The following is a 21479-nucleotide window of genomic DNA, read 5'->3' as shown; positions in this document are numbered from 1 at the left end:
TGCGTTGCTTGACGCTTGCGTAAAGTAATCCAAGTCCATACACTTCGGGCATGGAGAGCAAAGAAAAAATCTGGAGAGAGCGGTACCAGCACCCTGCGGTCTGGGACCAGACATTCCCCCCGATGTCGATGGGACAGATGGTCGCCAACAGCGCCGCCGCCCATCCCGACGCGCCGATGATCGATTTCATGGGGCGGCATTTCACCTATGGCGCGATGATGCAGAAGATCCGCGCCATCGCGTGCGGTTTGCAAAAAATGGGCGTGAAGAAGGGCGACCGGGTCGGCCTGTACCTGCCCAACACGCCCCATTATGTCGCGGCCTATTATGGCGCGCTGACCGCCGGTGCGATCGTCGTCAACTTTTCCCCCCTCTACAGCGCCGCCGAGCTGGAGCATCAGGTCGAGGATAGCGGCACCAAGATCCTGTTCACCTTGTCGGCCAAGGCTTTGTTGCCGACCGCTCTGGAGGTGCTGGAGGACAGCACGCTGGAGAAGCTGGTGGTGGGTTCGGTCGCCGAAGTGCTTTCCCCGGTTAAATCGCTGCTGTTCCGATGGTTCAAGGCGAGCGAGAGCACGCCCATTCCCGACGATCCGCGTATCATCCGGTACGACCGGCTGATTGCCAATGACGGCAGTTGCAGCGTGCCGGACATCGACCCGGTGAACGACGTCGCGCTGTTGCAATATACCGGCGGCACGACCGGCACGCCCAAGGGCGCGATGCTGACGCACCAGAACCTGACCGCCAATGCGCGGCAGGCGCAGGTCATCGATCCGCATGCCAATCAACCGGATCGGATCATTGCGGTGCTGCCCTTCTTCCATGTCTTCGCCAATACCTGCACGCTCAATCGCACGGTGCTGAACGGTGGCGAGATGGTGATGTTGCCGCGGTTCGACGCGGCGCAGGTGCTGGCGGCGGTGCAGCGGGTGAAGGCGACATCATTGCCCGGTGTGCCGACCATGTTCCAGGCGCTGCTGGACCATCCGGCCATCCGCAATATTGATTTTTCGTCGCTGCGCGCCTGTATTTCCGGCGGCGCGCCGCTGGCGCTGGAACTGCGGCAGAAGTTCGAGGCGGCGACCGGCGCGAAGCTGATCGAGGGTTATGGCCTAACCGAAACAAGTCCCATCGTGTGCACGAACCCCTATGAAGGGCTGAACAAGACCGGGACGGTGGGGCAACCGGTGCCAGGCACGCGCGTGAAACTGGTCGACCGCGAAGATCCGACCCGTCCGCCGCCCGATGGCGAGCCGGGCGAACTGCTCTTTGCCGGGCCGCAGGTGATGAAGGGATATTGGAACCGGCCTGACGCCGATGCCGAAGTGTTCGTCGGCGAATTTGTCCGCACCGGCGACGTGGGTCTGATCGACGAGGATGGCTATGTGAAGATCGTCGACCGGTTGAAGGACATGATCGCCGTGGGCGGTTTCAAGGTCTTCCCCAGTCAGGTGGAATCGGTCCTCTATCACCATCCCGCGGTCAAGGAAGCGCTGGTGATCGGCGTGCCCGACCATTATCGCGGCGAACAGCCCAAGGCGTTCGTGACCCTGAACGAAGGGGCGGACATCGATGGGCAGGGCCTGAAGGATTGGGTCAACCCGCAACTGGGCAAGCATGAGCGGGTGTGCGCGGTGGAAGTGCGCGCGACATTGCCCAAAACGCTGGTCGGCAAGCTGTCGCGCAAGGAACTGGTCGCCGAAGAACGGGCAAAGTCCGATGCGGGGCAAAAGCAGACTGGCACAGGCGCCTGATCGTCCCTATCTGTGCGGGCGATGGTGATGTGCCTGCCGGCACATGGCCGCACCGGTCTTCAGGCGAGGCAGTTTTGCCCTGTCTGAACCCCATCTGGTTTCCAGGAATAGCGGTAACGGATGAGGGCACGGGCCGGTGCCGCATTCAACACGGATAAGGAATGATTATGGCGCAGGAAATCGCGACGCTGGCCGGTGGCTGTTTCTGGTGCACCGAAGCGGTGTATCAGAATCTGAAGGGCGTCGAAGGCGTGGAAAGCGGCTATATCGGCGGCACCACCCCCAACCCGACCTATGAACAGGTCTGTTCGGGCGCGACCGGCCATGCCGAGGCAATTCGCATCACCTATGACCCTTCGGTTATCGGTTATGACGATCTGCTCGACATATTTTTCGCGACGCATAATCCCACGACGCTGAACCGTCAGGGCAATGACGTCGGCACCCAATATCGATCCGCCATCTTCCCCCATTCGGCGGAGCAGGAAGCGGCGGCGCGCGCCGGGATCGAACGGGCGCAGGCGGATCAGGCCGATCCCATCGTCACCGCGATCGAAGCCGATGCGCCCTGGTATCCGGCCGAAGATTATCACCAGAAATATTGGGACCGGGTGGGGGACCAGAACCCCTATTGCATGGCAGTGATCCCGCCCAAGCTGGCAAAGCTGCGCAAGGGCTTTGCCGCGCGGATCGAGGGTTGAATCTTCGGGACATGATCCGGTCTGGGTCATGCCCTGATGTCCTGCTTTTTCGCATGTCGCGATCCAGCCTCTGTTCCAGAAGACTTCACAAATGCCTTAGTGTGCGGTTCATGTGGGCCGTGCTATGAACGTGGCGAACGCAAGGAAGTCGGGGGACTTTGGTTATGAAGAAGAGGGTTCTGATCGCTGCGCCGATGCTGATGCTGGCATTGCCGGGCTGTGTCCGTACGGTCGCCAGCGTGGTGACTGCGCCGGTGCGCGCGGGCGCGCAGGTCGTTGACTGGTCCACCACCAGTCAGGAAGAAGCCGACCGCAATTACGGCCGCAAGATGCGCAAGCAGGAAGCCCGCGAAGGCAAGGAACGCAAAAAGGCCGACAAGGAACGGCGCGAACAGTGCCGCAGGGCCGGTTACGATAATTGCGGGTGAGATGAGGCAAGGGGGCTGACGGATGTGTCGGCCCCTTTGTTCTTTATGGGGGCGAGGGGAGCGGACGCCGGCATCACATGACTCCGTTCGCCCTGAGCCTGACGAAAGGGCTTCGTCTAACCGTCTGCCGAACCGGACAAGAAATCTTTGTGTTGCGCTATCTGCTTCTCGACTTCGCTCGAAGCGAACGGATGAGGGTAGCATAGAGATAAGGGGCTTCGACTTCGCTCGGCCCCCGAACGGGTTTCCATGGCGGGCAGCCCCATCAGGCGGCCGCGCGCCTCAATCGGTCGTTGATCGCCGCGCCGATGCCGTCCTGCGGGATCGGCGCGACGGCGATGCGGGTAGCGGCGCTGGCGTCGGCGATGTGCAGGGCGGCGAAGAGCAGCGCGGCGGCTTCGCGCATGTCCGCTTCCTGACTGAGGTTGATGTGGCAGGGCATCAGGCCGAAACCGATCAGATATTCGTCCTTTTCCGCCCTTAGCGCGTTCAGCCGCACGGGCTTGGACGGGGCATAATGACTTTCGAGCTGGCCGGGCGCCTCTATCTTATGCTCTGCGGCGCCGGTGATGACGGGCAGGCCGGTCGCATCCTCCAGCATGGCGGCGGTCACCGGGCCGGGACGCAGCAGGCGGACGCGATCCGCCTCCGGTGCGGCGATGGTAGATTCAAGACCCTCGCTGGTCGGTCCTTCGTCCAGGATCATGCGGATCTTGCCGTCCAGACTGGCCAGCACATGTTCGGCGCGGGTCGGGCTGATCGACCCGCTGCGATTAGCGGACGGCGCGGCGAGCGGCGTGCTGCTTTCGCGGATCAGCGCGCGCATCGCAGGGTGAGCGGGCAGGCGCAGCGCTACGGTGGGCAGGCCCGCGGTGACGAGCGGCGACAGGCCGCTGTCGGCGCGCACGGGCAGCACCATCGTCAACGGTCCCGGCCAGAACCGGTCGGCCAGCACGCACGCGACCGGCGAAAAGTCGGCCAGCCGTTCCGCCATGGCGATGTCGGCGACATGCACGATCAGCGGATTGAAGCTGGGCCGCCCCTTCGCGCTGTAGATCGCGGCGACGGCATTATTGTCCGTGGCGTCGGCGGCCAGGCCATAGACCGTTTCGGTCGGTACGGCGACTGGTTCTCCGGCGCGGATCAGCAGAGCCGCTTCGCGCAGGGATTCTGCGCCATAACGGCAGGATTTTGTGGAATAGGCTGGATGAGCGATGGTCACGGCCCCCGCGATATAGACCCCGAACTCCGCGAGTAAAAGACCATTGCGTCAAAGCCGTGACATGGATGCAACAATCCTTGCCGTCGCGCTTGCGGCCGCCGGTTTGGCTGGGTATCGCGCGGGTATGAACGACGCACTCCTCACCCGCATCGCCGAAGCGCTGGAACGGTTGGCGCCGCCGCCACCACTATCCGCCGACCTCAACGCTTTCCCCGCTTATGTATGGGACGGGCAGGCGATCCGTGGCGTGGAGGCGTTCGCGCCGGTGGATTATGCACTGCTGACCGGGATCGACGCGCAGAAGGGCGCGCTGCTGGACAATAGCCGCCGTCATGCGGCGGGCCATGCCGCGCATGACGTGTTGCTGTGGGGCGCGCGGGGCACCGGCAAATCGGCGGCGGTGGCGTCCGTCGTCGGGCTGTTGCAGGGCGAGGGGCAGGACATCGCGCTGATGCAATGTGCGATCGACGAACTGGCCAGCCTGCCTGCGCTGTTTTCGTTGCTGCGGGGCACGACCCGGCCTTTCATTCTGTTCCTGGACGATCTGGGGTTCGAGGAGCAGGGCGCCGGGGATGCACGCGCGCTGCGATCGTTGTTGCAGGGCGGCACGGCGGCGCGGCCCGCCAATGTCCGCCTCTATGTCACGTCCAACCGCCGTCACATCGTGCCGCGCCACCTGTCGGAACAGGATGACCCGATCAATCCGCGCGATGTGGTGGACGACAAGATGGCTTTGTCCGACCGGTTCGGACTGAGCCTTGGCTTCCATGCGCTGGATCAGGATGCCTATGTCGCCATCGTCGGGGGCTATGCCGCCAAGCTGGGCGTAGCGTTCGATCCGCTGGAGGCGATCCAGTGGGCCACCCAGCGCGGCAGCCGGTCAGGCCGCGTCGCATGGCAATATGTGGTCGAACTGGCCGGGCGGAACGGGCTGACGGTTTAAGCGGGCGGCCTGACACGAAAAAGGGGCGCTCCTGCGCAGGCAGGAGCGCCCCTTTTTCGTGACTGTGGCTGTTTCGTACTTCGCCTTCGTCACGCGCCATATGATGCCGCCGACATCGTCGCTGACCAGCAGCGCCCCTTTGGCATCGACGGTGACATCGACCGGGCGGCCGTGCGCGGCGCCATCCTTGTCCAGGAAGCCGGTCAGCAGGTCGATGGGCTTGGCCTTGCCTGCCTCACCATCTTCGAACCCGACATAGACGACCTTGTATCCGGCGGCGGGCTTGCGGTTCCAGCTGCCATGCAGGCCGACGATCGCGCCGTCGGTATAGGGCGCGCCCAGTTGCAGACCAGTGGCGAAGGTCAGGCCCAGCGGCGCGACATGATTGCCCAGCGCATAATCGGGACGCTTGGTATATTCGCGGATTTCCGGGCGTTGCGGCTGGACGCGGCGATCCTCATAACCGCCCCAGTAATTCCACGGCCAGCCGTAGAAGGCGCCAAATTCCACGCGCGTCAGATAATCGGGGACAAGGTCGCCGCCCAGCATGTCGCGTTCATTGACGACGCCCCACAACGCGCCGCTTTTGGGTTCGAAGGCAAGGCCGACGGGGTTGCGCAGGCCGGACGCGAAGATACGCTTGTAACCGGTCTTGGGATTGACTTCCATCACCAGCGCGCGGCCCTTTTCGACCTCCAGCCCATTGTCCGCGATATTGCTGTTGGACCCGACGCCGACATAGAGCAGCCCTTCGGGGCTGGCGGTCAGGCTCTTTGTCCAATGCTGGTTGGGGGCCTGCGCAGGCAGATCGATGATCTTGCGGCCCTTGTCCGTGATCTTCGTGTCGCCTTCCTTATAGGGAAAGGCCATCAGCGCGTCGGTATTCGCGACATAGAGCGTGTCGCCGATCAGCGCCATGCCATAGGGCGAATTGAGGCCGGTCAGGAAGGCGGTTTTCGTTTCCGCCCGCCCGTCTCCATCGACGTCGCGCAGCAGGCTGATGCGGTTGGCTGACGGCACGCCTGCGCCCGCCTTATTCATCAGATAATTCATCACCCGGCTGACGATGCCGCTTTTGGGGCGGGGCGGGCTGTTGGTTTCGGCGACCAATATGTCGCCATTGGGCAGGCGCAGCATCGACCGGGGATGGGCCAGCCCTTCGGCATAGCGCACAACGGCCAGCCCCTTTGCCGCGACCGGGGCCTGACCGGCGGTCCATGGCTTGACCTCCGCAATGTTGACCGTGGGCAGCATTTCGTTGCGCGGCGTGGTGAACACCGGCTCCTTGCCCGTATCGGCGCCCACGGGCAGCTGCGCCGTGTTGCCCTGAGCCAGATAGAGGAAGACGCCGCCTGCAACCAGCAGCAGGATCAGGGCGATGACCAGAATATGTTTCTTCATGGCGTCCACATCTATGCGGAGCCATGATCGTCGGCAAGGCGGTGATTGCGCCAAATTTGCCGTATCGGCAAACATGACGCCACCGACCGGATCAGTCGAGCCAGCGAGTCTGCCGATGTAATCGCGGCAAATGGCTCGCTAGCGCCGACGTTCGAGGAGCCACATCGCCACCGCGATGATGATGCCCGCCGCCGTGCCAACGAGCAGGCCTATGCTGGGCTGGCCCAGAAACCCACCGCCGATCGTCCCCGCCAATATCAGGAATGCGATGATCGCGCCGCCGCCGGTCGGGTTCTTGCCGGTCGGGTTTTTGATGGGCTTGTTCATGCCTTCCCCCTTGCCATGGACGGCGGAACATGGCTAGATTCTTTGGCTGTCGATCAGTGATGACACGCGCCGTCCCGTTTCGGCATGGATCGTCCCGATGCGGGATGGATGTTCCATATGGGGACTTCGCTAATGGTCGATTCACCCTTCAAACCGGCCGCCACCGTCAAAGCGCCAAACTGGCACGGCGATTGAAAGTCCAATCCGACAAATAAGGTCGCCAATAAAAAGTCGGGGGTTGCTATGCAGTTGCCATATCTTTCGGACCGGAAGAGCTATGACGATGCGGCTGAATTGATGGCTGCATTCGGTGACAATGCGGGATATGAGGCTGCGGCCCGTGCCGATCGTAGCCTGGATCTGGGCAATCACATCACATTTTGCCACTGGCGTCAGATCGAGCGGCTGATCGTGCTGCTGACCTACGACCAGCCGATGGGCACGATTCACTGACAGCAAAATGCGAAGGCCGGCCGACGGGTCGGTCCGGCCTGAACGCGTTACAGGCGCAGGCCTGCGGTTTCGGGCAGACCGGCCAGAATGTTGAGATTCTGGACGGCAGCACCCGCCGCGCCCTTGCCCAGATTGTCGAGCGCCGCCACCAGCCGCGCCTGACCGCTGTCGGCATTGCCGAACAAAAACAGCGCCAGCCGGTCCGTCGCGCCGACATGTTCCAACGCTACGCCGGTCATGGCCGCGCTTTCGTCCAGCGACGCGACGCTGGCGATCTGCGACCCGGCATAGGCACCGGTCAGCGCGGCATGAATGTCGTCCAGCGTCGGCGCGCCCGGCATGGCGCGCAACTGCAGCGGCACTTCCACGATCATCCCGCGATAGGCATTGGCCACCGCAGGCGCGAAGAGCGGCGGATGGGCAAGCCCGGAATAACGGGTCATTTCCGGTACATGCTTGTGGCCAAGCGACAGGCCATAGGGGCGGAAGGCGCTGGGCGCGCCAGCCGTGCCCTCATAATCGGCGATCATCGCCTTTCCCCCGCCCGAATAGCCCGATGCACCAGACACGGTCACTGGCCAGTCGGCGGGCAGCAGGCCAGCCAGCACCAGCGGACGAACGAGCGCCAAGAAACCGGTGGGCCAGCAGCCCGGATTTGCGATGAAGCGGCTGTTCGCGATTCTCTCGCGATGGCCCGGCTCCAGTTCGGGGAAGCCATAGGTCCAGCCATCAGCCACGCGATGCGCGGTCGACGCATCGATGACGCGGGTGCTGTCATTGTCGATCAGCGCCACGGCTTCACGCGCGGCATCGTCCGGCAGGCAGAGCACCACCACATCGGCGGCGTTCAGCGCGTCGCGGCGCGCGCCAGCGTCCCGCCGCAGTTCTTCCGGCACGGTGATGAGCGAGAGTTCCGGGCGACCGGCCAGCCGTTCGGCGATTTCGATGCCGGTGGTGCCATGGCCGCCGTCGATGAAAACCTTCGTGCTCATGCGGCGATTCTCCGCCGGGCGATGATGGGTTGGGCGTGCGTTTCGGTAAGGCGCGCGACGACGTCCGCCAGCGGTTCCTTCACCACCGACATCCAATAGGCGTTGGCGTGCAGCAGCGTACGCGCGTCGGTCATGATGCCGACATGGCCGGGGAAGAAGATAAGGTCGCCCCGTTCCAGCACCGCATCGCTATCGATCGGCGCGCCGATCCCTTCGCATTGCAGGTCGGTGTCGCGCGGCACGGCGATGCCGAGCTGGCCCAGCGCGACCTGCACCAGTCCCGAACAGTCGATGCCGCGATGTCCGCGCCCGCCCCAGATATAGGGCTGGCCCAGATAGCGTTCGGCGATCGCGACCCAGTCGCTGGCCTTCACATCGGCCGATTCGGCGTGGCGCGCATGCACGAACCCTTCGGCGCAGGCGATGAAGTCGCCCTGCGCTTCGCCGGTGAACTGCGCGCCGCCGGGCCAATGGTCGGCTATCGGCGCCTTGATGTCCGCTGCGCTGAACAGGGGGGCGCTTTCCACGTTGATCCGGTGAGTCGGCGTTTCCAGCACGTCCAGCGCGTCGCGGCTGATATAGCCGACATAGCCGTCATGCCCGCAAAAGCCCCATGCCCAGTCGGTCATGACGTCCAGCGCATGGAAGGTTTCGCCGCGCAGCAATTCGCTGATTGCTTCGGACGTCGCGGTTGCCGCCGAAAAGATCGGCGCGCCCGCGGCAACGCAGGTCAGCGGCACCGCGCGTGCATAATGGGCGGAAAAAAGGACGCCCGCCAGCGACAGATCGGCGAGGTCGCCGCGCGCTGCATGGGTGCGTCGGTCGAGCGCGACCGATCGGCCGTCGAGCTTGAAACGGGTTCGTTCAGGCGGTGCGTTCCGCGCGTGTGTGTTCGTGCCTGTCATCGCGCGCGGTTCCTGCGATGAAATGGTGAAAGGCGTCAAGAAATTCCGCGCCTTTCGGCGTCCGGGTGATGAAAATATTGCGACGGTCCGCCACATCGCGCTCCCGACGCAGATAACCGAGCGCCGACAGCTTGTTTAGCGCGCGGGTGATGACGGGCTTCGACACGTGCAGCGCTTCGGCCAGTCCGCGCACCGTATGGGGGCCTGAACCGATATAGACGGTCATCATCAACGCCATCTGGCGATTGGTCAGGTCGGGTTTGCCCGACCGGACATAATCCACCAGAGTGCGCATCCATTCGCCCAGCGGCTGAAAGGCTGAACGATCGGTTTCGGTGGGGGCGTGCGCGTTCATGCCCCCTAAACGCACGATTCCCAATCCGGTTGCGTAACGGATGGCTTTATCCGTTACGACCATAGCGTTGCTGCAACAGGGCGAAAACGGCGCGCAGGCCCAACGCTTCGCCGCCCTTGGGGCGGCCGGGGCGGGGGGCGGGGCGCCATGCGAACGTGTCGAGGTGCAGCCACGGCACATCGTCGGGCACAAACCGCTTCAGGAACAGCGCGGCGGTGATGGCGCCCGCAAACCCGCCTTCGCCCGCATTGTTGATGTCCGCCACATCCGATTTCAGCATGTCGGCATAGCCATCCCACAGCGGCAGCCGCCATGTCGGGTCGTCGACCTGCGCGCCAGCCGCAGCGATGTCCGCCGCCAGCGCATCGTCATTGGCGAAGAGCGCGGGCAGGTCCGGACCGACCGCCACGCGCGCCGCGCCGGTAAGGGTCGCGAAATCCACGATCAGTTCGGGCTTTTCCTCCCCCGCGCGGGTCAGCGCGTCGCCCAGCACCAGCCGCCCTTCAGCATCGGTATTGCCGATTTCCACGCTCAGCCCCTTGCGTGTGCGCAATATGTCGCCGGGGCGGAAGGCATTGCCGGAAATCGCATTTTCTGCCGCCGGGATCAGCAGGTGCAGCCGCACCGGCAGCCGCGCCGCCATGATGAGCTGTGCCAGCGCGATAGCATGGGCCGCGCCGCCCATATCCTTCTTCATGATGCGCATGCCCGACGATGGCTTGATGTCGAGGCCCCCGCTGTCGAAACAGATGCCCTTGCCCACGATGGCGATGCGCGGCGCGGCGGCATCGCCCCATGTCATTTCGATAAGGCGCGGGGCAAAGTGCCTGTCCGCGGCCTTGCCTACGGCATGGATCATCGGGAACCCCTGTTCCAGCGCGTCGCCGCGCGTCGTGGTGACGACGGCGCCGCATGCGGCCGCGATCTTTTCCACCGCCGCTTCCAGATCGGGCGGTCCCATGTCGGCGGCGGGCGTGTTCACCAGATCGCGGACCAGCGCCACGGCCTGCGCCAGTTGCACCGTGGGCGCGATCCGCGCGACATCGGCGCTGATCAATATGCGCGGACCGGCGGGGGGATCATCCCTGCGATAGCGGTCGAACCGATATTGCGCCGTCAGCCAGCCCAGCGCCGCCGCGCCCGGCCCGCCTTCTGTCAGCCTGTAGCTGCCCTCCGGCAAGGTTTCTGCCAGTCGGGCAAGGCACCATGGGCCAAGCGCATCGCGCACGGCCACTCCGGCGATCACCGACCAGTCGTCGCCTTTTTCCCCCGGCAGGATCGCATGTTCATGCGCATGGCCCCGGAATTTCTGCGCCATCAGCAGCGCGCGGACAGCGGCTGGGCGGTCCCCCAGCCAGGCGTCGTAACCCTTTGCATCGACAAGGTGGATCGAACGGGCGGGCTTCTGGTTGTCCGCTTTGAGCAGGTCGGAATAGTCGGTCATTGCGCGGGTGTAAGGGAAAGTGAACGGCCATGAAAAGAGCAATTTTTCATCGCTCGCGCGGCACGTTCGGCCCCTTCTCCATTTGCATGGGGCGATGGCACGGCCTAGCTTCACATCCCATAAAATAAGGAGATGGACGATGATATATGGAGATGATCGCAGCCTGCAGGCGGCACGGGCGCGCGCCTATGCGCTCGCTGAAAGCGGACAGTTCGACAATGGTCACGCCGTGGAACAGGCGCTGATCGCCGAAGGATGGTCCAACGCCGGTCGCGCGCTCGACAGCGACTATGCGCGCAAGGCCATCGGCGAGAAATGCCGCGCGGCGCAGGCGCATTGATGCGCACAGCTATTCCGGCCATGGCGGCGGTCCTGATGATCGCCGCCTGCTCCCCATCGCAGGAACCGCCCAACGGCACCGTTGCCGAAAATGAAGCGGCGAGCCGATTTGCCGACAAGATGTCCGGCACGCCAGAACCCTCTCCGCCCGCTAAACCCTTTGCGCAGAGCGACAAGAGCGAATTTCTGGAATTTTCCTACGCCTATCCGGCGCAGGCCGCCGCCATTCCGTTTCTGGTCGAGAAATTTGGGAAGCAAGCGACGGCGTCCAAGGCCGACGCGCTGAAAATGGCAAAGGAGGATAGCGGATCGGCGAAGCAGTCCGGCTATCCGTTTCGACTTCACAGCCTGGAGACCAAATGGTCGGTGGAGGCGGATACGCCGCGTTTCCTGACGCTGGAGGCGCAGACCTATGTCTATACCGGCGGGGCGCATGGCATGACCGGTTACGACGTCGTGCTGTGGGACAAGACGCGGCGGCGCGAGACCAGCGTCAAGGCATTGATGACGACGACGGCGGCTTTCTCCGCCGCGATCCGCGAGCCGTTCTGCAAGGAACTGGACCGTCAGCGCGCGGAAAAGCGCGGCGCGCCGGTGAAGCGCGGGGATGACGAGTTCACCCAGTGCATCGACCCGATGGAGCAAGTACTGGTCCCGACATCGAAGGACGGCAGGCTGATCGACAGCATCACCGTGGTGGTCGGTCCCTATAGCGCCGGTCCCTATGCCGAGGGCAGCTATGATGTGACGGTGCCGGTCGATGCCGCCATGTGGAAGACGATCAAGACCGAATATCAGGACGGTTTCGTCAAACCCTGATCAAACCCCCGTTCGTTTCGAGCCTGTCGAGAAACGAGGCAAAGCCGAGTTCAGCGAAGCTAAACGAGGAGCGCTGCGCTATCTGCTTCTCGACTTCGCTCGAAGCGAACGGAAAGAGGCGTGTTAAACCGGCACGCCGTACAGGTCATGATCGTCGGCGTCTTCGATCAGCACGTCGAACATGTCGCCGGCCTTCCGCCCGTCGCCGACATCGCGCAGGAAGACATTGCCGTCGATTTCCGGCGCATCCGCCTGACTGCGGGCGGTGGCGCCGATGCTGCCATCTTCCTCATCCGCTTCGCCCACTTCATCGATGATGACGGGCAGGACGCGGCCGACCTTTGCCTGCAATTTGGCCGCGCTGATCGCGGCGGTCTTTTCCATGATCCGCTGGTAGCGTTCTTCCTTGACCTCTTCGGGCACCGCGCCGGGCAGGTCGTTGGCCGCTGCCCCTTCGACCGGTTCGAAGCGGAAAGCGCCGACACGGTCCAGCTGTGCTTCGTCGAGCCAGTCGAGCAGATATTGGAAATCCGCCTCCGTCTCACCGGGGAAGCCGACGACGAAGCTGGAGCGTATCGCGATGTCCGGGCAGATGTCGCGCCATTTGGCGATGCGGCTCAGTACCTTGGCTTCGTTGGCGGGGCGCTTCATCGCCTTGAGCACCGATGGTGCCGCATGCTGGAACGGAATGTCCAGATAAGGCGTCAGCAGTCCTTCCGCCATCAGCGGCACGACATGATCGACATGGGGGTAGGGGTAGACATAGTGCAGCCGCACCCATGGCGCCTTGCCCTCAGCCGTCCGCAGCTGTCCCAGTTCGCGCGCCATGTCGGTCATATGGGCGCGCACTTCGCGGCCCTTCCACATGCGCGGATCATGCTTTGTATCCACGCCATAGGCCGACGTGTCCTGGCTGATCACCAGCAGTTCCTTCGTGCCCGCCGCGACCAGCTTTTCCGCCTCGCGCAGCACGGCATCGATGCGCCGCGACACCAGGTCGCCGCGGATCGACGGGATGATGCAGAAAGAGCAGCGATGGTTGCAGCCTTCCGAAATCTTGAGATAGCTGTAATGGCGCGGCGTCAGCTTCAGGCCACCTTCGGGCACCAGATCGACGAAGGCGTTGGGAATGGGCGGCGACGCGTCGTGCACCGCGTTGACGACCTGCTCATATTGATGCGCACCGGTGACGGCCAGCACCTGAGGAAATTTCGCGCGGATGACGTCGGCTTCGTCACCCATGCAGCCGGTCACGATGACGCGACCATTTTCCGCCATCGCTTCGCCAATGGCTTCCAGCGATTCTTCCTTGGCGGAATCGAGAAAGCCGCAGGTGTTGACCAGCACGACGTCCGCACCGGCATAGTCGGCGGACATCTGATAGCCGTCGGAACGCAGCTTGGTCAGGATACGTTCGGAGTCCACCAGATTCTTGGGACAGCCGAGCGAAACCATGCCGATTTTCGGCGCGTCTGGGATTTTGGTTGCCATGATCGCCGCGCACATAGGGATTTTTGCGCCAAATGTCACGGGGGCGCTGAAAATGACGAAGGGCGCGCCCTTGCGGACACGCCCTCCATTTTCCTAACCTATTGATCCATCAGATCTTGTAGGACAGGCGGATGTAACCGAACTGGCCCGGCACGTCATAGGTGGTCGGGTCGAAATTCGCGCTGTCGCAGGTGAAGCAGGCCGGCGGATCCTTGTCGAAGATATTGTTCACGCCGATCGTGAACCGCGTGCGATGATCCAGCCATGCAGGCGAGAAATAGGCCTGCATGTCGCCATAGAAGGTCGTGCCCATGACGTTGCCGTCGCTTTCGGTGACCTTGCTGATGTAGCGGCCGGTGAAGGACAGGCCCCATGCATCCGCCGCATAATCCAGCGTCGCCGTCGCCTTGAAGCGCGGATAGGCCTGATCGGTGGCGGCGCAGCGTTCCTTGCCCGCACATTTGATCGTGGGGGCGTTCAGTTCCGCCGGGGCCGCAATGTCATATTTCAGCAGATAGGCGGCGTTGACCGTCAGCCCCACCGTGCCGTTACCCACCGGCTTCGACCGGTAGATGAACGATCCGTCGATCCCGTCGGTGTTGATCGCGTTGAGGTTCTGCAACGTCGCGTCGATCCCGGCGACAAGGCCGTTGGGCGTACGGCTGATCGCGCCACAGCTCAACGGATCGCCGTCGAAGGCGCAACGACGCAGCGTCAGCGTGGCTGGCACCGAGTCGATCGCGTTCTTCAGGCGGATGTTGTAATAATTGACTTCCAGACTGAGCGCGCTGGCGAAGCTGTCGCGCGCCCATGCCGGGCTGTAGACCATGCCCGCCGTCCAGGTTTTCGACGTTTCGGGGCGCAGCGCGGTCGATCCGCGGGAAAATACGCCCAGCTGCCCCCCGGTCGGTTCGTCATAGCTGCCATTGGCGGGAACGCCATTGGCGATGCAGTTGGCGCGAACCGTGGGGTCGTTCCATGCGCCACCCGCCGCACTGGTGCAGGGGTCGTTGATCGTCTGGTCGGTACGCGACCGTCCGGCATAGAGTTCGCCGATGCTGGGCGCGCGCAGGCTTTCGGCATAGCCGCCGCGCAGCAGCAGATCGTTGACCGGCTTCCACAGGCCCGACACGGTATAGGTCGTGTTGCTGCCAAAGCTGCTATAGTTGGAATGCCGCGCCGCGCCGCTCAGTTCCAGTTTCTGGAAGAAGGGCGTGTTCGACAGGATCGGGATACGCAGTTCGCCGTAAAATTCATCGACGTTGAATCCGCCCGCCGCCGGGCTGGTGGGGACGTCTGCGCCCAGACCCGCCGCGATGATCGGATCGGGAACATAGGCGGCCTGCTGGTCGCGATGTTCATAGCCGATGGCAAAGCCCACCGCGCCGCCGGGCAGGTCGAACAATTCGCCCGACAGGTTGGCGGTCACATCCCACAATTCCTGTTCGCTGCGCGACCGTTCGTCGAATGTGACGTAATCCAGCATCGCCTGCGTCACCGATCCCGCGCCGCCGAAGATGTTGAAGGGCACGCATTCGCCGGTGCAGCCCGCCAGCGGACCCAGCGCCTGCGCCAGTCGTGCGGCGTTGAGGTTGCCGGTAAAGACCTGCCGCGCATTGTTGGTGCCGTACATGCCGTTGACGTCCCAATACCATTTGCGGTCGCCGACGTCGAAGGAACCTTCCAGCGTCGATTGCATGGTGAGCGTGTCGACGGTTTGGCTGAACACGCGCGGGCCGCCCTCCACGAAACGACGAGCGATCAGCGAATAGGTGGCAGGCGTGCCGTTCGCGCCCGACGAAAGGGTGAATCCGAAGGGATTGAACGGATTGGTCGCATCGATGCTGATCGTGTCGAGCAAGTTGCCGTTACCCGCATCGGGGCCGAGGAACAGCGGCAGCGGCGCGGCCTGCGTCGTCGATTCGCGATGCTGATAGACGAGCCGGGTGCGCAGGCTGACATTGTCGGAAAATTCGAACTTCGCGTTCAGGAATGCGCCATAGCGTTCCGACGGGGTCAGCAGATAATTTTCCGGCGCGAAATTATAGCGGTCGGCCGCCGTGAAATCCTTGAAATCGCCGGGAAAGGTTGGGCGACCCGATACCGGCCGGATCAGCGTCAGATCATCGTCGCCGATCAGGAAACGGCCATTGGGTGTCGCGCCCGAACAGCCACCGATGGGGTCGGCGCAGCTGGTCTGCCCCGGATTGGGGAAGAGCGACATGGAACGGTCGGACGTGCGAACGGCCTGCTGCTTCACATAATTGCCGCCGAACACCACCGACACGCGATCCGACTGGATGCCATAGCTGGCGTTGACGTCATATGTTTCGCCATCGCCCTGTTCATAGGTGCCGAACTGCGCCGAAAAGTCGAGGCCCTTCTGCGACTGTTTGGTGATGATGTTGACGACGCCCGCAACGGCATCCGACCCGTAGAGCGGGGACGCGCCCGATTGCAGCACCTCCACCCGCTCGATCATGCTTTGCGGGATGGAATTGAGGTCGACCGACGCCGGAATGCCGCCCGCCGCCGAACCGTTTACATAACGCATGCCATCGACCAGGATCAGCGTGCGCTTTGCGCCCAGATAGCGCAGGTCGATTTCGGCCGAACCGGAACTGACACCGGTGCCGTCGGGTGGGCCGCCGATATTCCCGGCATTGTTGACTTTCGTATTCAGGCCGCCACCCGCGCTGGGGATGCGTTGTAGCACATCGGCGATGGAGGTGAGGCCGGTGCGGGCGATCGCCTGTTGATCGACGGTGACGATCGGCTTGTCCTGATCCAGCGGATTTTGCCGGATGCGCGATCCGGTGACGATGATCGCGCTGCCGTCATCGGCCTGTGGGGCGGTGGATTGGGCAAAGGCCGGGACGGCCACGGTCAGAACCGACAACATGGCGCCGCAATGCAGGGCGGTTTTCAATCGCATGATGTAACCCCTTCAATGATCACCTGTTTTTCACAGGCCTGCGAAGGAGTGTTTGCGTTTTACAACAGCATAGCAATTACCCGCCGGGGTATTGGCGGGCGGTGTAGCGATAATTTTTCAATATGTTGCGGCATGGCAACAAAATATTTCGGTTCATCCCTGTAACGAAACTATTCGTCGGACAGGGGACTGTCGCCTTCCGTCACTTCGATGATCAGGTCGCCGGTCTGAAGCCTGTGCGCCCCTTCTTCCCAAAAGCCGATCGGCCGATCGTCGCGATAGATGCGCAGGCCGATACCGGTGCGGATCGCCGATAGTGGCCCGCCAATCTCATCCGGACGCACGGCCCTTTCGTTGAGTTTGATGCGTCCGCCCGATGCAGCGAGGTCCGCCATATAATCGGCCAGATGCTTGCCGCTGGTGCTGCCCGCCAGCAGAAGCCCGGCAAAGCTGACCGGATTGATGACGGTCGTCGCGCCCGCCTGTCGCGCGGGCAGTTCATTATCCTCGTTCCGCACCACGATGCTGATCGGCAGGCGCGGCGCCAGGTGCCGGGCGGTCAGCGTGATCAGGATCGACGTATCGTCGCGCCCGGCCGACACGATCATGCTGCGGGCGCGATGGATGGCGACGTCCTTCAACGTCTTGTCGCGGGTGGAATCGCCGCACAATATGTTGCAGCCCATGTCCTCGGCCAGCGCCAGCGCCTTTTCGCTGCCGTCGATGACGACGATTTCGCGTGGGTCGGTCCCCCGCGCCAGCAATTCATGCACCGCTTCCTGACCGCTGGTGCCGAAACCGGTGACGATGATGTGATTGTGCAGATCGGCCTGAATGCGTGCCATGCGCCACCTGTAGAGGATGTTGCGAAGGAAGAGATTATAGGCCGTCCCCAGAAAGATCAGCCAGACGAACAGCCGGATCGGCGTGACGAAGATGGATTCGAACAGTCGCGCTTCGGGCGTGACCGGTACGATGTCGCCATAGCCGACCGTGGTGACCGTCACCGTCGTAAAATACAGAACGTCGATGAAGCTGATATGATTGTCATAATTGTCCTTCAGGCCGTCCCGCCCGAACCAGTGCAAAGCCAGCACGATGGCGATCAGCCCGAAAACCAGCCCCACCCGCCATGTCAGGTCCGCCCACATCGGCATGGACGATCGCCGCCGCAGGAAACCGGCGGTGGGCGACGCGGGGGCCTGATTGATCCTCATGGACTTGGCAACTGGCCCATCGGGTTCACCGGTACGCGGTCCTTGCGCAATTCGAAATGCAGCTTGGGCTTGCTGGCGTATCCGGTGTCGCCGACCAGCCCTATAACCTGTCCCTTCGTCACCTTCTGCCCGCGCACCACATCGACGCGCGATGCATGGCCATAGGCGCTGACCCAGCTGCTGCCATGGTTGATGAGGACAAGGCCGCCGAACACCGCCACTTTGTCCCCCGCATAGGCGACCACGCCATCGGCGCTGGCGCGGATGGGGGTGCCGATGGGGGCGGCGATGTCGATGCCGTTATTTTTCGCGCCGCTCTGCCCCGGGCCGAAACGCGACAGGATCGTGCCGCGTACCGGCCAGTCGAAACTGCCGCTCAGGCGAGCAGGCTGCGCGGCAGGGACGTTGGAGGGCAGAGGTTTGGGCGTGCTGGACGCGGAGGCCGTGCGGCCATTTTCCGGCGCGGCGGGCTGTCCGCCGGTCAGCACGTCGTCAATGTCGATACGGAATGCGGCGGCGCGCTGTTCCATGCTGCTGGGCGCGCGGGCAGGGGCGTTGCCGGGCAACAGCAGCCGCTGGCCGCGCCGCAATATATAGGGTTGTTCCAGCCCGTTGGCTTCGACGATCTGTCGCCATGCCACGCCATAGGCGGCCGCGATGGCGATGCCCGTTTCCCCTTCCGCCACCAGATGATAACGGCCGGCCGGGATGGACAGCGTCTGTCCCACCCGCACATGATAGGGCGGCGGCAGGCCGTTCGCCCGCGCGATGGCTTCCGAACCGGCGCCGGTGCGGTTGCCGATGCCGCGCAGCGTATCGCCCGATTTCACCACATAGCTGGACGCCGCGACGGTGCGCGCATTGGCCACGACCTGCTGCGCGGTCCAGACCGGCTGGGTTTCCGCCAGCATCACGGTGGAGGTGTCCGCACCCATTATGGGCGGCGTTGCAGGGGATGGGGCGGGCGGCGGGGACGCGGCCGGTTCCGCCTGATTGGGAATACAGGCTTCCAGCAGGAGCGGCCCTGCGGCGATGGTGAGGATAAGGGGCAGACGCTGCATCACGCCCTGTTTATCCGATCGGCCGATGCTTTCCAGCAATTTAAGGCAGATGGCGTAACAATCATTAGGCTGCTAATGATTGTTACGCCATAATGCGTGATTGTCTCTTTCGCTGTCCTGATCGCTGGACGGGTCAGCGCGGTTCCAGCTTCGTGATGCCGCCCATATAGGGGGCCAACGCTGCGGGCACCATGACGCTGCCGTCGGCCTGCTGGTAATTTTCCAGCACCGCGACCAGCGTGCGTCCGACGGCAAGGCCGGAACCGTTCAACGTATGCAGGAACCGCGTCTGCTTCTCCCCCTCCGGCTTGTAGCGGGCATTCATGCGGCGTGCCTGAAAATCGCCGCAGTTCGACACGGAACTGATCTCGCGATAGGTTTGCTGGCTGGGCAGCCACACTTCCAGATCCCATGTCTTGCGTGCGCCGAAGCCCATGTCGCCGGTGCACAGCAGCATCTTGCGATAGGGTAGCTCCAGTGCCTGCAATATGCCCTCTGCCGCCGCGACCATCCGTTCATGTTCGGTATCCGAGTCTTCGGGCGCGCAAATGGCGACCAGTTCGACCTTTTCGAACTGATGCTGACGGATGAACCCGCGCGTGTCCCGCCCGGCGGACCCGGCTTCGGACCGGAAGCAGGGGGTGAGCGCCGTCAGCCGGATCGGCAGGCTGTCCGTCGCCACGATCTGTTGCGCGACGAGGTTGGTAAGCGAGACTTCGGCCGTCGGGATCAGCCAGCGGCCATCGGTGGTGCGGAAAAGGTCTTCGGCGAATTTGGGCAACTGGCCCGTGCCGAACAGCGCATCATCCTTCACCAGCAGCGGCGGATTGGTTTCTTCATAGCCGTTCGCGCCCGATTGCGTATCCAGCATATATTGCGCCAGCGCCCGGTGCAGCCGCGCCATCTGCCCGCGCAAGGCGGTGAAGCGCGCGCCGGACAGGGCAGCACCGCCTTCGAAATCCAGACCCAGCGCTGGGCCGAAATCGGCATGGTCCTGCGGCGCGAAGTCGAAATCGCGCGGCGTGCCCCAGCGGCTGACTTCCACATTGTCGGCTTCGTCCGCGCCGTCGGGCACATCGTCGGCGGGCAGATTGGGGATGGCGGCCAACATTGCGGTCAGCGCGTCGCTGACTTCACGGTCTTCCGCTTCCAGCGCGGGCGTGCCTTCCTTCAGCGCCGCCACTTCGGCCTTCAGCGCTTCGGCCTTTGCCATATCCTTGGCGGCCATTGCCTGACCGATCGCCTTGCTCGCTTCGTTGCGACGGGCCTGCCCCTGTTGCAGCTGTGTCTTGAGCGCGCGACTGCGTTCATCCAGCGTCAGGATGTCGGCGGACAGGGGCGCCAGCCCGCGCCGACCAAGGGCGGCGTCGAAAGCGGCAGGGTTTTCGCGGATGAAGCGGATGTCGTGCATGGGCCTGTCCTATGCCGTCGTGCGACGAACCGCGCAACCCTGCGCGCTGCCGTCCGTTGGTCCTCCACGCATGAAAACAGCAAAGGAGACGGCGATGCAGATCGATCAGGACGCAATGATATTGGTGGCGGACGGCCGCAAGCTGCTCCTTTTCCGCAACAAGGGCAGTCGGGCCGCCCCGCAGCTGGAGGCGGAAACGGTCGAGGTGCAGGATAATCCATCCCATCTGGAACAGGCGTCCGACCGGGCCGGGCAATCATCCTCCACCGGCACGGCGTCGGGCACGATGGGCGAAAATAATTTCCACGAACTGGAGGAACAGCGTTTCGCCAGCCATGCGGCCGACCTGCTGAAACGGCGGGCGTTCGCGCAGGATTATGCAAAGCTGATCATCGTCGCGCCGCCCTCTGCACTGGGCGAAATGCGCAAGCATCTGCACAAGGAAGTGCAGGATCGGCTGGTCGGCGAACTGGCCAAGGATCTGACCAATCATCCGGTCGGTGAAATCGAAAGACTGCTTGCCGCCGCCTGATCCCGGCGCTGGTTGGCGGACGTCGTTTGGCCAACGCCGTCTGGAAAGCCTGAAAAAGGGGCGGTCCCATTATGCCGGGGCCGCCCCTTTTCTCGCGCCGGTGCTGCCGTCAGGCGGCCGCGTTGCCCTTGCGTTCGGCAAAGCGACGGCGGGCGACAAGCGCCACGGCAGCCGCGCCGAACAGTAGGACCATGGGCGGCGCCGGAACGTCGGTGCCACCGGTGCTGCTCGAACCCCCGCTCGAGCTGCTGGACGACGAACTGCTCGAAGAAGAGCTGCTCGAAGAAGAAGAGGAACTGCCGGTCGAGCTGCTGGAGCCGCTGGACCCCGACGATCCGCTCGAACCGCTGCTGCCCGTGCTGCCGAAGCTGGACGATCCGCCCGACGACGAGGAAGACGACGAGCTGCTGCTGGATGAGGAGCTGGACGAAGAAGAGCCTGACGATCCGCTGCTGCCGCTCGACCCCGACGAACCGCTGGAACCCGAACCGCCGCTCGACGTGCCGGGGTGATGCGGATGACCTGGCTTGCCGCCGCTCGAACCGCCAGAGCTGCTCGACGAGGAGCTGGAGGAACTGGACGACGAGGAGCTGGAGCTGGACGAGGAAGACGAGCTGGAGCTGACGCCGGAGGATGTCGACACATTACCCGACGACGTGGAAACGTTGCCGGAGGAGGTGGAGACGTTGCCCGAAGATGTCGACACGCCACCCGTCGATGTGGAAACACCACCTGTGGAAGTGGAG

At 63.6% G+C, this 21479-nt stretch carries 21 protein-coding genes and 1 pseudogene; 10 read left to right on the top strand and 12 right to left on the bottom strand.

Annotated elements, in window-relative coordinates; genetic code table 11:
* The first annotated feature begins 50 nt into the window (after positions 1-50).
* From ACOJSJ_RS11370 to ACOJSJ_RS11360, 3 genes are all read left to right on the top strand, one after another.
* On the top strand, positions 51-1757 hold the full coding sequence (locus ACOJSJ_RS11370) for a long-chain-fatty-acid--CoA ligase (protein WP_420145093.1): 1707 nt from the start codon (positions 51-53) through the stop codon (positions 1755-1757).
* A 167-nt stretch (positions 1758-1924) separates the two neighbouring features.
* Positions 1925-2458 carry a peptide-methionine (S)-S-oxide reductase MsrA gene (msrA, locus tag ACOJSJ_RS11365; protein ID WP_420145092.1) on the top strand — a complete coding sequence of 178 codons (534 nt, stop codon included), beginning with the start codon at positions 1925-1927 and terminating at the stop codon, positions 2456-2458.
* Between the two features lie 164 nt (positions 2459-2622).
* Positions 2623-2886, top strand: coding sequence for a hypothetical protein (locus tag ACOJSJ_RS11360; protein WP_420145091.1), 264 nt, complete (start codon positions 2623-2625; stop codon positions 2884-2886).
* A 265-nt stretch (positions 2887-3151) separates the two neighbouring features.
* Here the strand turns inward: ACOJSJ_RS11360 and ACOJSJ_RS11355 are convergent, their stop codons facing one another.
* Positions 3152-4108 carry an L-threonylcarbamoyladenylate synthase gene (locus ACOJSJ_RS11355; protein ID WP_420145090.1) on the bottom strand — a complete coding sequence of 319 codons (957 nt, stop codon included), beginning with the start codon at positions 4106-4108 and terminating at the stop codon, positions 3152-3154.
* A gap of 124 nt (positions 4109-4232) precedes the next feature.
* On the opposite strand from ACOJSJ_RS11355, the gene ACOJSJ_RS11350 reads away from it, so the two are divergent.
* Entirely contained in the window at positions 4233-5051 is an 819-nt protein-coding gene (locus ACOJSJ_RS11350; RefSeq protein WP_420145089.1) for an ATP-binding protein, read from the top strand.
* Here ACOJSJ_RS11350 and ACOJSJ_RS11345 read toward each other — a convergent pair.
* Both ACOJSJ_RS11345 and ACOJSJ_RS11340 read right to left on the bottom strand, forming a co-directional pair.
* Positions 4989-6452 (bottom strand): PQQ-dependent sugar dehydrogenase, encoded by a 1464-nt coding sequence (locus ACOJSJ_RS11345; RefSeq protein ID WP_420145088.1) that lies wholly within the window; start codon positions 6450-6452, stop codon positions 4989-4991. The two genes, ACOJSJ_RS11350 and ACOJSJ_RS11345, sit on opposite strands and share 63 nt — an antisense overlap.
* A 138-nt stretch (positions 6453-6590) precedes the next feature.
* On the bottom strand, positions 6591-6779 hold the full coding sequence (locus ACOJSJ_RS11340) for a hypothetical protein (protein ID WP_420145087.1): 189 nt from the start codon (positions 6777-6779) through the stop codon (positions 6591-6593).
* 243 nt (positions 6780-7022) lie between these two features.
* Between ACOJSJ_RS11340 and ACOJSJ_RS11335 the strand changes: the two genes are divergently transcribed.
* Entirely contained in the window at positions 7023-7232 is a 210-nt protein-coding gene (locus tag ACOJSJ_RS11335) for a hypothetical protein (protein ID WP_420145086.1), read from the top strand.
* Positions 7233-7279: 47 nt separating this feature from the next.
* Here ACOJSJ_RS11335 and argC read toward each other — a convergent pair whose 3' ends face one another.
* From argC to ACOJSJ_RS11315, 4 genes are read right to left on the bottom strand one after another with little or no spacing between them, the layout of a single operon-like run.
* The gene (gene argC, locus ACOJSJ_RS11330; protein ID WP_420145085.1) at positions 7280-8224 is read right to left on the bottom strand and encodes an N-acetyl-gamma-glutamyl-phosphate reductase; all 945 of its coding nucleotides are present in this window, start codon (positions 8222-8224) and stop codon (positions 7280-7282) included.
* A complete protein-coding gene (locus ACOJSJ_RS11325; RefSeq protein WP_420145084.1) occupies positions 8221-9129 on the bottom strand; it encodes a C40 family peptidase in 909 nt (302 codons plus the stop codon). The genes argC and ACOJSJ_RS11325 overlap by 4 nt, the downstream gene beginning before the upstream one ends.
* The gene (locus tag ACOJSJ_RS11320) at positions 9089-9484 is read right to left on the bottom strand and encodes a MarR family winged helix-turn-helix transcriptional regulator (RefSeq protein ID WP_420145083.1); all 396 of its coding nucleotides are present in this window, start codon (positions 9482-9484) and stop codon (positions 9089-9091) included. The genes ACOJSJ_RS11325 and ACOJSJ_RS11320 overlap by 41 nt, the downstream gene beginning before the upstream one ends.
* Positions 9485-9530: 46 nt before the next feature.
* Positions 9531-10928, bottom strand: coding sequence for a leucyl aminopeptidase family protein (locus ACOJSJ_RS11315; RefSeq protein ID WP_420145082.1), 1398 nt, complete (start codon positions 10926-10928; stop codon positions 9531-9533).
* A 139-nt stretch (positions 10929-11067) separates the two neighbouring features.
* Between ACOJSJ_RS11315 and ACOJSJ_RS11310 the strand changes: the two genes are divergently transcribed.
* Both ACOJSJ_RS11310 and ACOJSJ_RS11305 read left to right on the top strand, forming a co-directional pair.
* A complete protein-coding gene (locus ACOJSJ_RS11310) occupies positions 11068-11268 on the top strand; it encodes a hypothetical protein (protein ID WP_420145081.1) in 201 nt (66 codons plus the stop codon).
* Positions 11268-12086, top strand: coding sequence for a DUF4163 domain-containing protein (locus ACOJSJ_RS11305; protein ID WP_420145080.1), 819 nt, complete (start codon positions 11268-11270; stop codon positions 12084-12086). The genes ACOJSJ_RS11310 and ACOJSJ_RS11305 overlap by 1 nt, the downstream gene beginning before the upstream one ends.
* A gap of 123 nt (positions 12087-12209) precedes the next feature.
* Here the strand turns inward: ACOJSJ_RS11305 and rimO are convergent, their stop codons facing one another.
* The 5 genes from rimO to serS all read right to left on the bottom strand — a co-directional run bounded on the left by rimO (position 12210) and on the right by serS (position 20201).
* Positions 12210-13592: a 30S ribosomal protein S12 methylthiotransferase RimO gene (gene rimO, locus ACOJSJ_RS11300; RefSeq protein ID WP_420145079.1), complete on the bottom strand. Its 1383-nt coding sequence runs from the start codon at positions 13590-13592 to the stop codon at positions 12210-12212.
* A 94-nt stretch (positions 13593-13686) separates the two neighbouring features.
* On the bottom strand, positions 13687-16512 hold the full coding sequence (locus ACOJSJ_RS11295; RefSeq protein ID WP_420145078.1) for a TonB-dependent receptor domain-containing protein: 2826 nt from the start codon (positions 16510-16512) through the stop codon (positions 13687-13689).
* 170 nt (positions 16513-16682) lie between these two features.
* Positions 16683-17729, bottom strand: coding sequence for a potassium channel family protein (locus ACOJSJ_RS11290; RefSeq protein WP_420145077.1), 1047 nt, complete (start codon positions 17727-17729; stop codon positions 16683-16685).
* The gene (locus ACOJSJ_RS11285) at positions 17726-18790 is read right to left on the bottom strand and encodes a peptidoglycan DD-metalloendopeptidase family protein (RefSeq protein ID WP_420145101.1); all 1065 of its coding nucleotides are present in this window, start codon (positions 18788-18790) and stop codon (positions 17726-17728) included. Before ACOJSJ_RS11285 ends, ACOJSJ_RS11290 begins: the two co-directional genes overlap by 4 nt.
* A 133-nt stretch (positions 18791-18923) precedes the next feature.
* Positions 18924-20201, bottom strand: coding sequence for a serine--tRNA ligase (serS, locus tag ACOJSJ_RS11280; protein WP_420145076.1), 1278 nt, complete (start codon positions 20199-20201; stop codon positions 18924-18926).
* Between the two features lie 94 nt (positions 20202-20295).
* On the opposite strand from serS, the gene ACOJSJ_RS11275 reads away from it, so the two are divergent.
* From ACOJSJ_RS11275 to ACOJSJ_RS11265, 3 genes and pseudogenes are all read left to right on the top strand, one after another.
* A complete protein-coding gene (locus ACOJSJ_RS11275) occupies positions 20296-20733 on the top strand; it encodes a host attachment family protein (RefSeq protein WP_420145075.1) in 438 nt (145 codons plus the stop codon).
* A gap of 191 nt (positions 20734-20924) precedes the next feature.
* Entirely contained in the window at positions 20925-21245 is a 321-nt protein-coding gene (locus ACOJSJ_RS11270; protein WP_420145074.1) for a hypothetical protein, read from the top strand.
* 15 nt (positions 21246-21260) lie between these two features.
* A pseudogene (locus tag ACOJSJ_RS11265) lies at positions 21261-21479 on the top strand (hypothetical protein); the annotation flags it as partial.

Source organism: Sphingobium sp. (assembly GCF_048594625.1).
Lineage (GTDB): Bacteria > Pseudomonadota > Alphaproteobacteria > Sphingomonadales > Sphingomonadaceae > Sphingobium.
Note: the sequence above shows the minus strand (reverse complement) of the source record. Positions and strands in the feature narration are given on the sequence as shown.

Coding starts and splice junctions, on each gene's coding strand:
- ACOJSJ_RS11345 (WP_420145088.1), bottom strand. CDS start 6,452: ATGAAGAAACATATTCTGGTCATCGCCCTGATCCTGCTGCTGGTTGCA.
- argC (WP_420145085.1), bottom strand. CDS start 8,224: ATGAGCACGAAGGTTTTCATCGACGGCGGCCATGGCACCACCGGCATC.
- rimO (WP_420145079.1), bottom strand. CDS start 13,592: ATGTGCGCGGCGATCATGGCAACCAAAATCCCAGACGCGCCGAAAATC.
- ACOJSJ_RS11270 (WP_420145074.1), top strand. CDS start 20,925: ATGGGCGGCGCCGGAACGTCGGTGCCACCGGTGCTGCTCGAACCCCCG.
- ACOJSJ_RS11290 (WP_420145077.1), bottom strand. CDS start 17,729: ATGAGGATCAATCAGGCCCCCGCGTCGCCCACCGCCGGTTTCCTGCGG.
- ACOJSJ_RS11360 (WP_420145091.1), top strand. CDS start 2,623: ATGAAGAAGAGGGTTCTGATCGCTGCGCCGATGCTGATGCTGGCATTG.
- ACOJSJ_RS11310 (WP_420145081.1), top strand. CDS start 11,068: ATGATATATGGAGATGATCGCAGCCTGCAGGCGGCACGGGCGCGCGCC.
- ACOJSJ_RS11285 (WP_420145101.1), bottom strand. CDS start 18,790: ATGCAGCGTCTGCCCCTTATCCTCACCATCGCCGCAGGGCCGCTCCTG.
- ACOJSJ_RS11320 (WP_420145083.1), bottom strand. CDS start 9,484: ATGAACGCGCACGCCCCCACCGAAACCGATCGTTCAGCCTTTCAGCCG.
- msrA (WP_420145092.1), top strand. CDS start 1,925: ATGGCGCAGGAAATCGCGACGCTGGCCGGTGGCTGTTTCTGGTGCACC.
- ACOJSJ_RS11350 (WP_420145089.1), top strand. CDS start 4,233: ATGAACGACGCACTCCTCACCCGCATCGCCGAAGCGCTGGAACGGTTG.
- ACOJSJ_RS11315 (WP_420145082.1), bottom strand. CDS start 10,928: ATGACCGACTATTCCGACCTGCTCAAAGCGGACAACCAGAAGCCCGCC.
- ACOJSJ_RS11305 (WP_420145080.1), top strand. CDS start 11,268: ATGCGCACAGCTATTCCGGCCATGGCGGCGGTCCTGATGATCGCCGCC.
- ACOJSJ_RS11325 (WP_420145084.1), bottom strand. CDS start 9,129: ATGACAGGCACGAACACACACGCGCGGAACGCACCGCCTGAACGAACC.
- ACOJSJ_RS11370 (WP_420145093.1), top strand. CDS start 51: ATGGAGAGCAAAGAAAAAATCTGGAGAGAGCGGTACCAGCACCCTGCG.
- ACOJSJ_RS11340 (WP_420145087.1), bottom strand. CDS start 6,779: ATGAACAAGCCCATCAAAAACCCGACCGGCAAGAACCCGACCGGCGGC.
- ACOJSJ_RS11275 (WP_420145075.1), top strand. CDS start 20,296: ATGCAGATCGATCAGGACGCAATGATATTGGTGGCGGACGGCCGCAAG.
- serS (WP_420145076.1), bottom strand. CDS start 20,201: ATGCACGACATCCGCTTCATCCGCGAAAACCCTGCCGCTTTCGACGCC.
- ACOJSJ_RS11335 (WP_420145086.1), top strand. CDS start 7,023: ATGCAGTTGCCATATCTTTCGGACCGGAAGAGCTATGACGATGCGGCT.
- ACOJSJ_RS11295 (WP_420145078.1), bottom strand. CDS start 16,512: ATGCGATTGAAAACCGCCCTGCATTGCGGCGCCATGTTGTCGGTTCTG.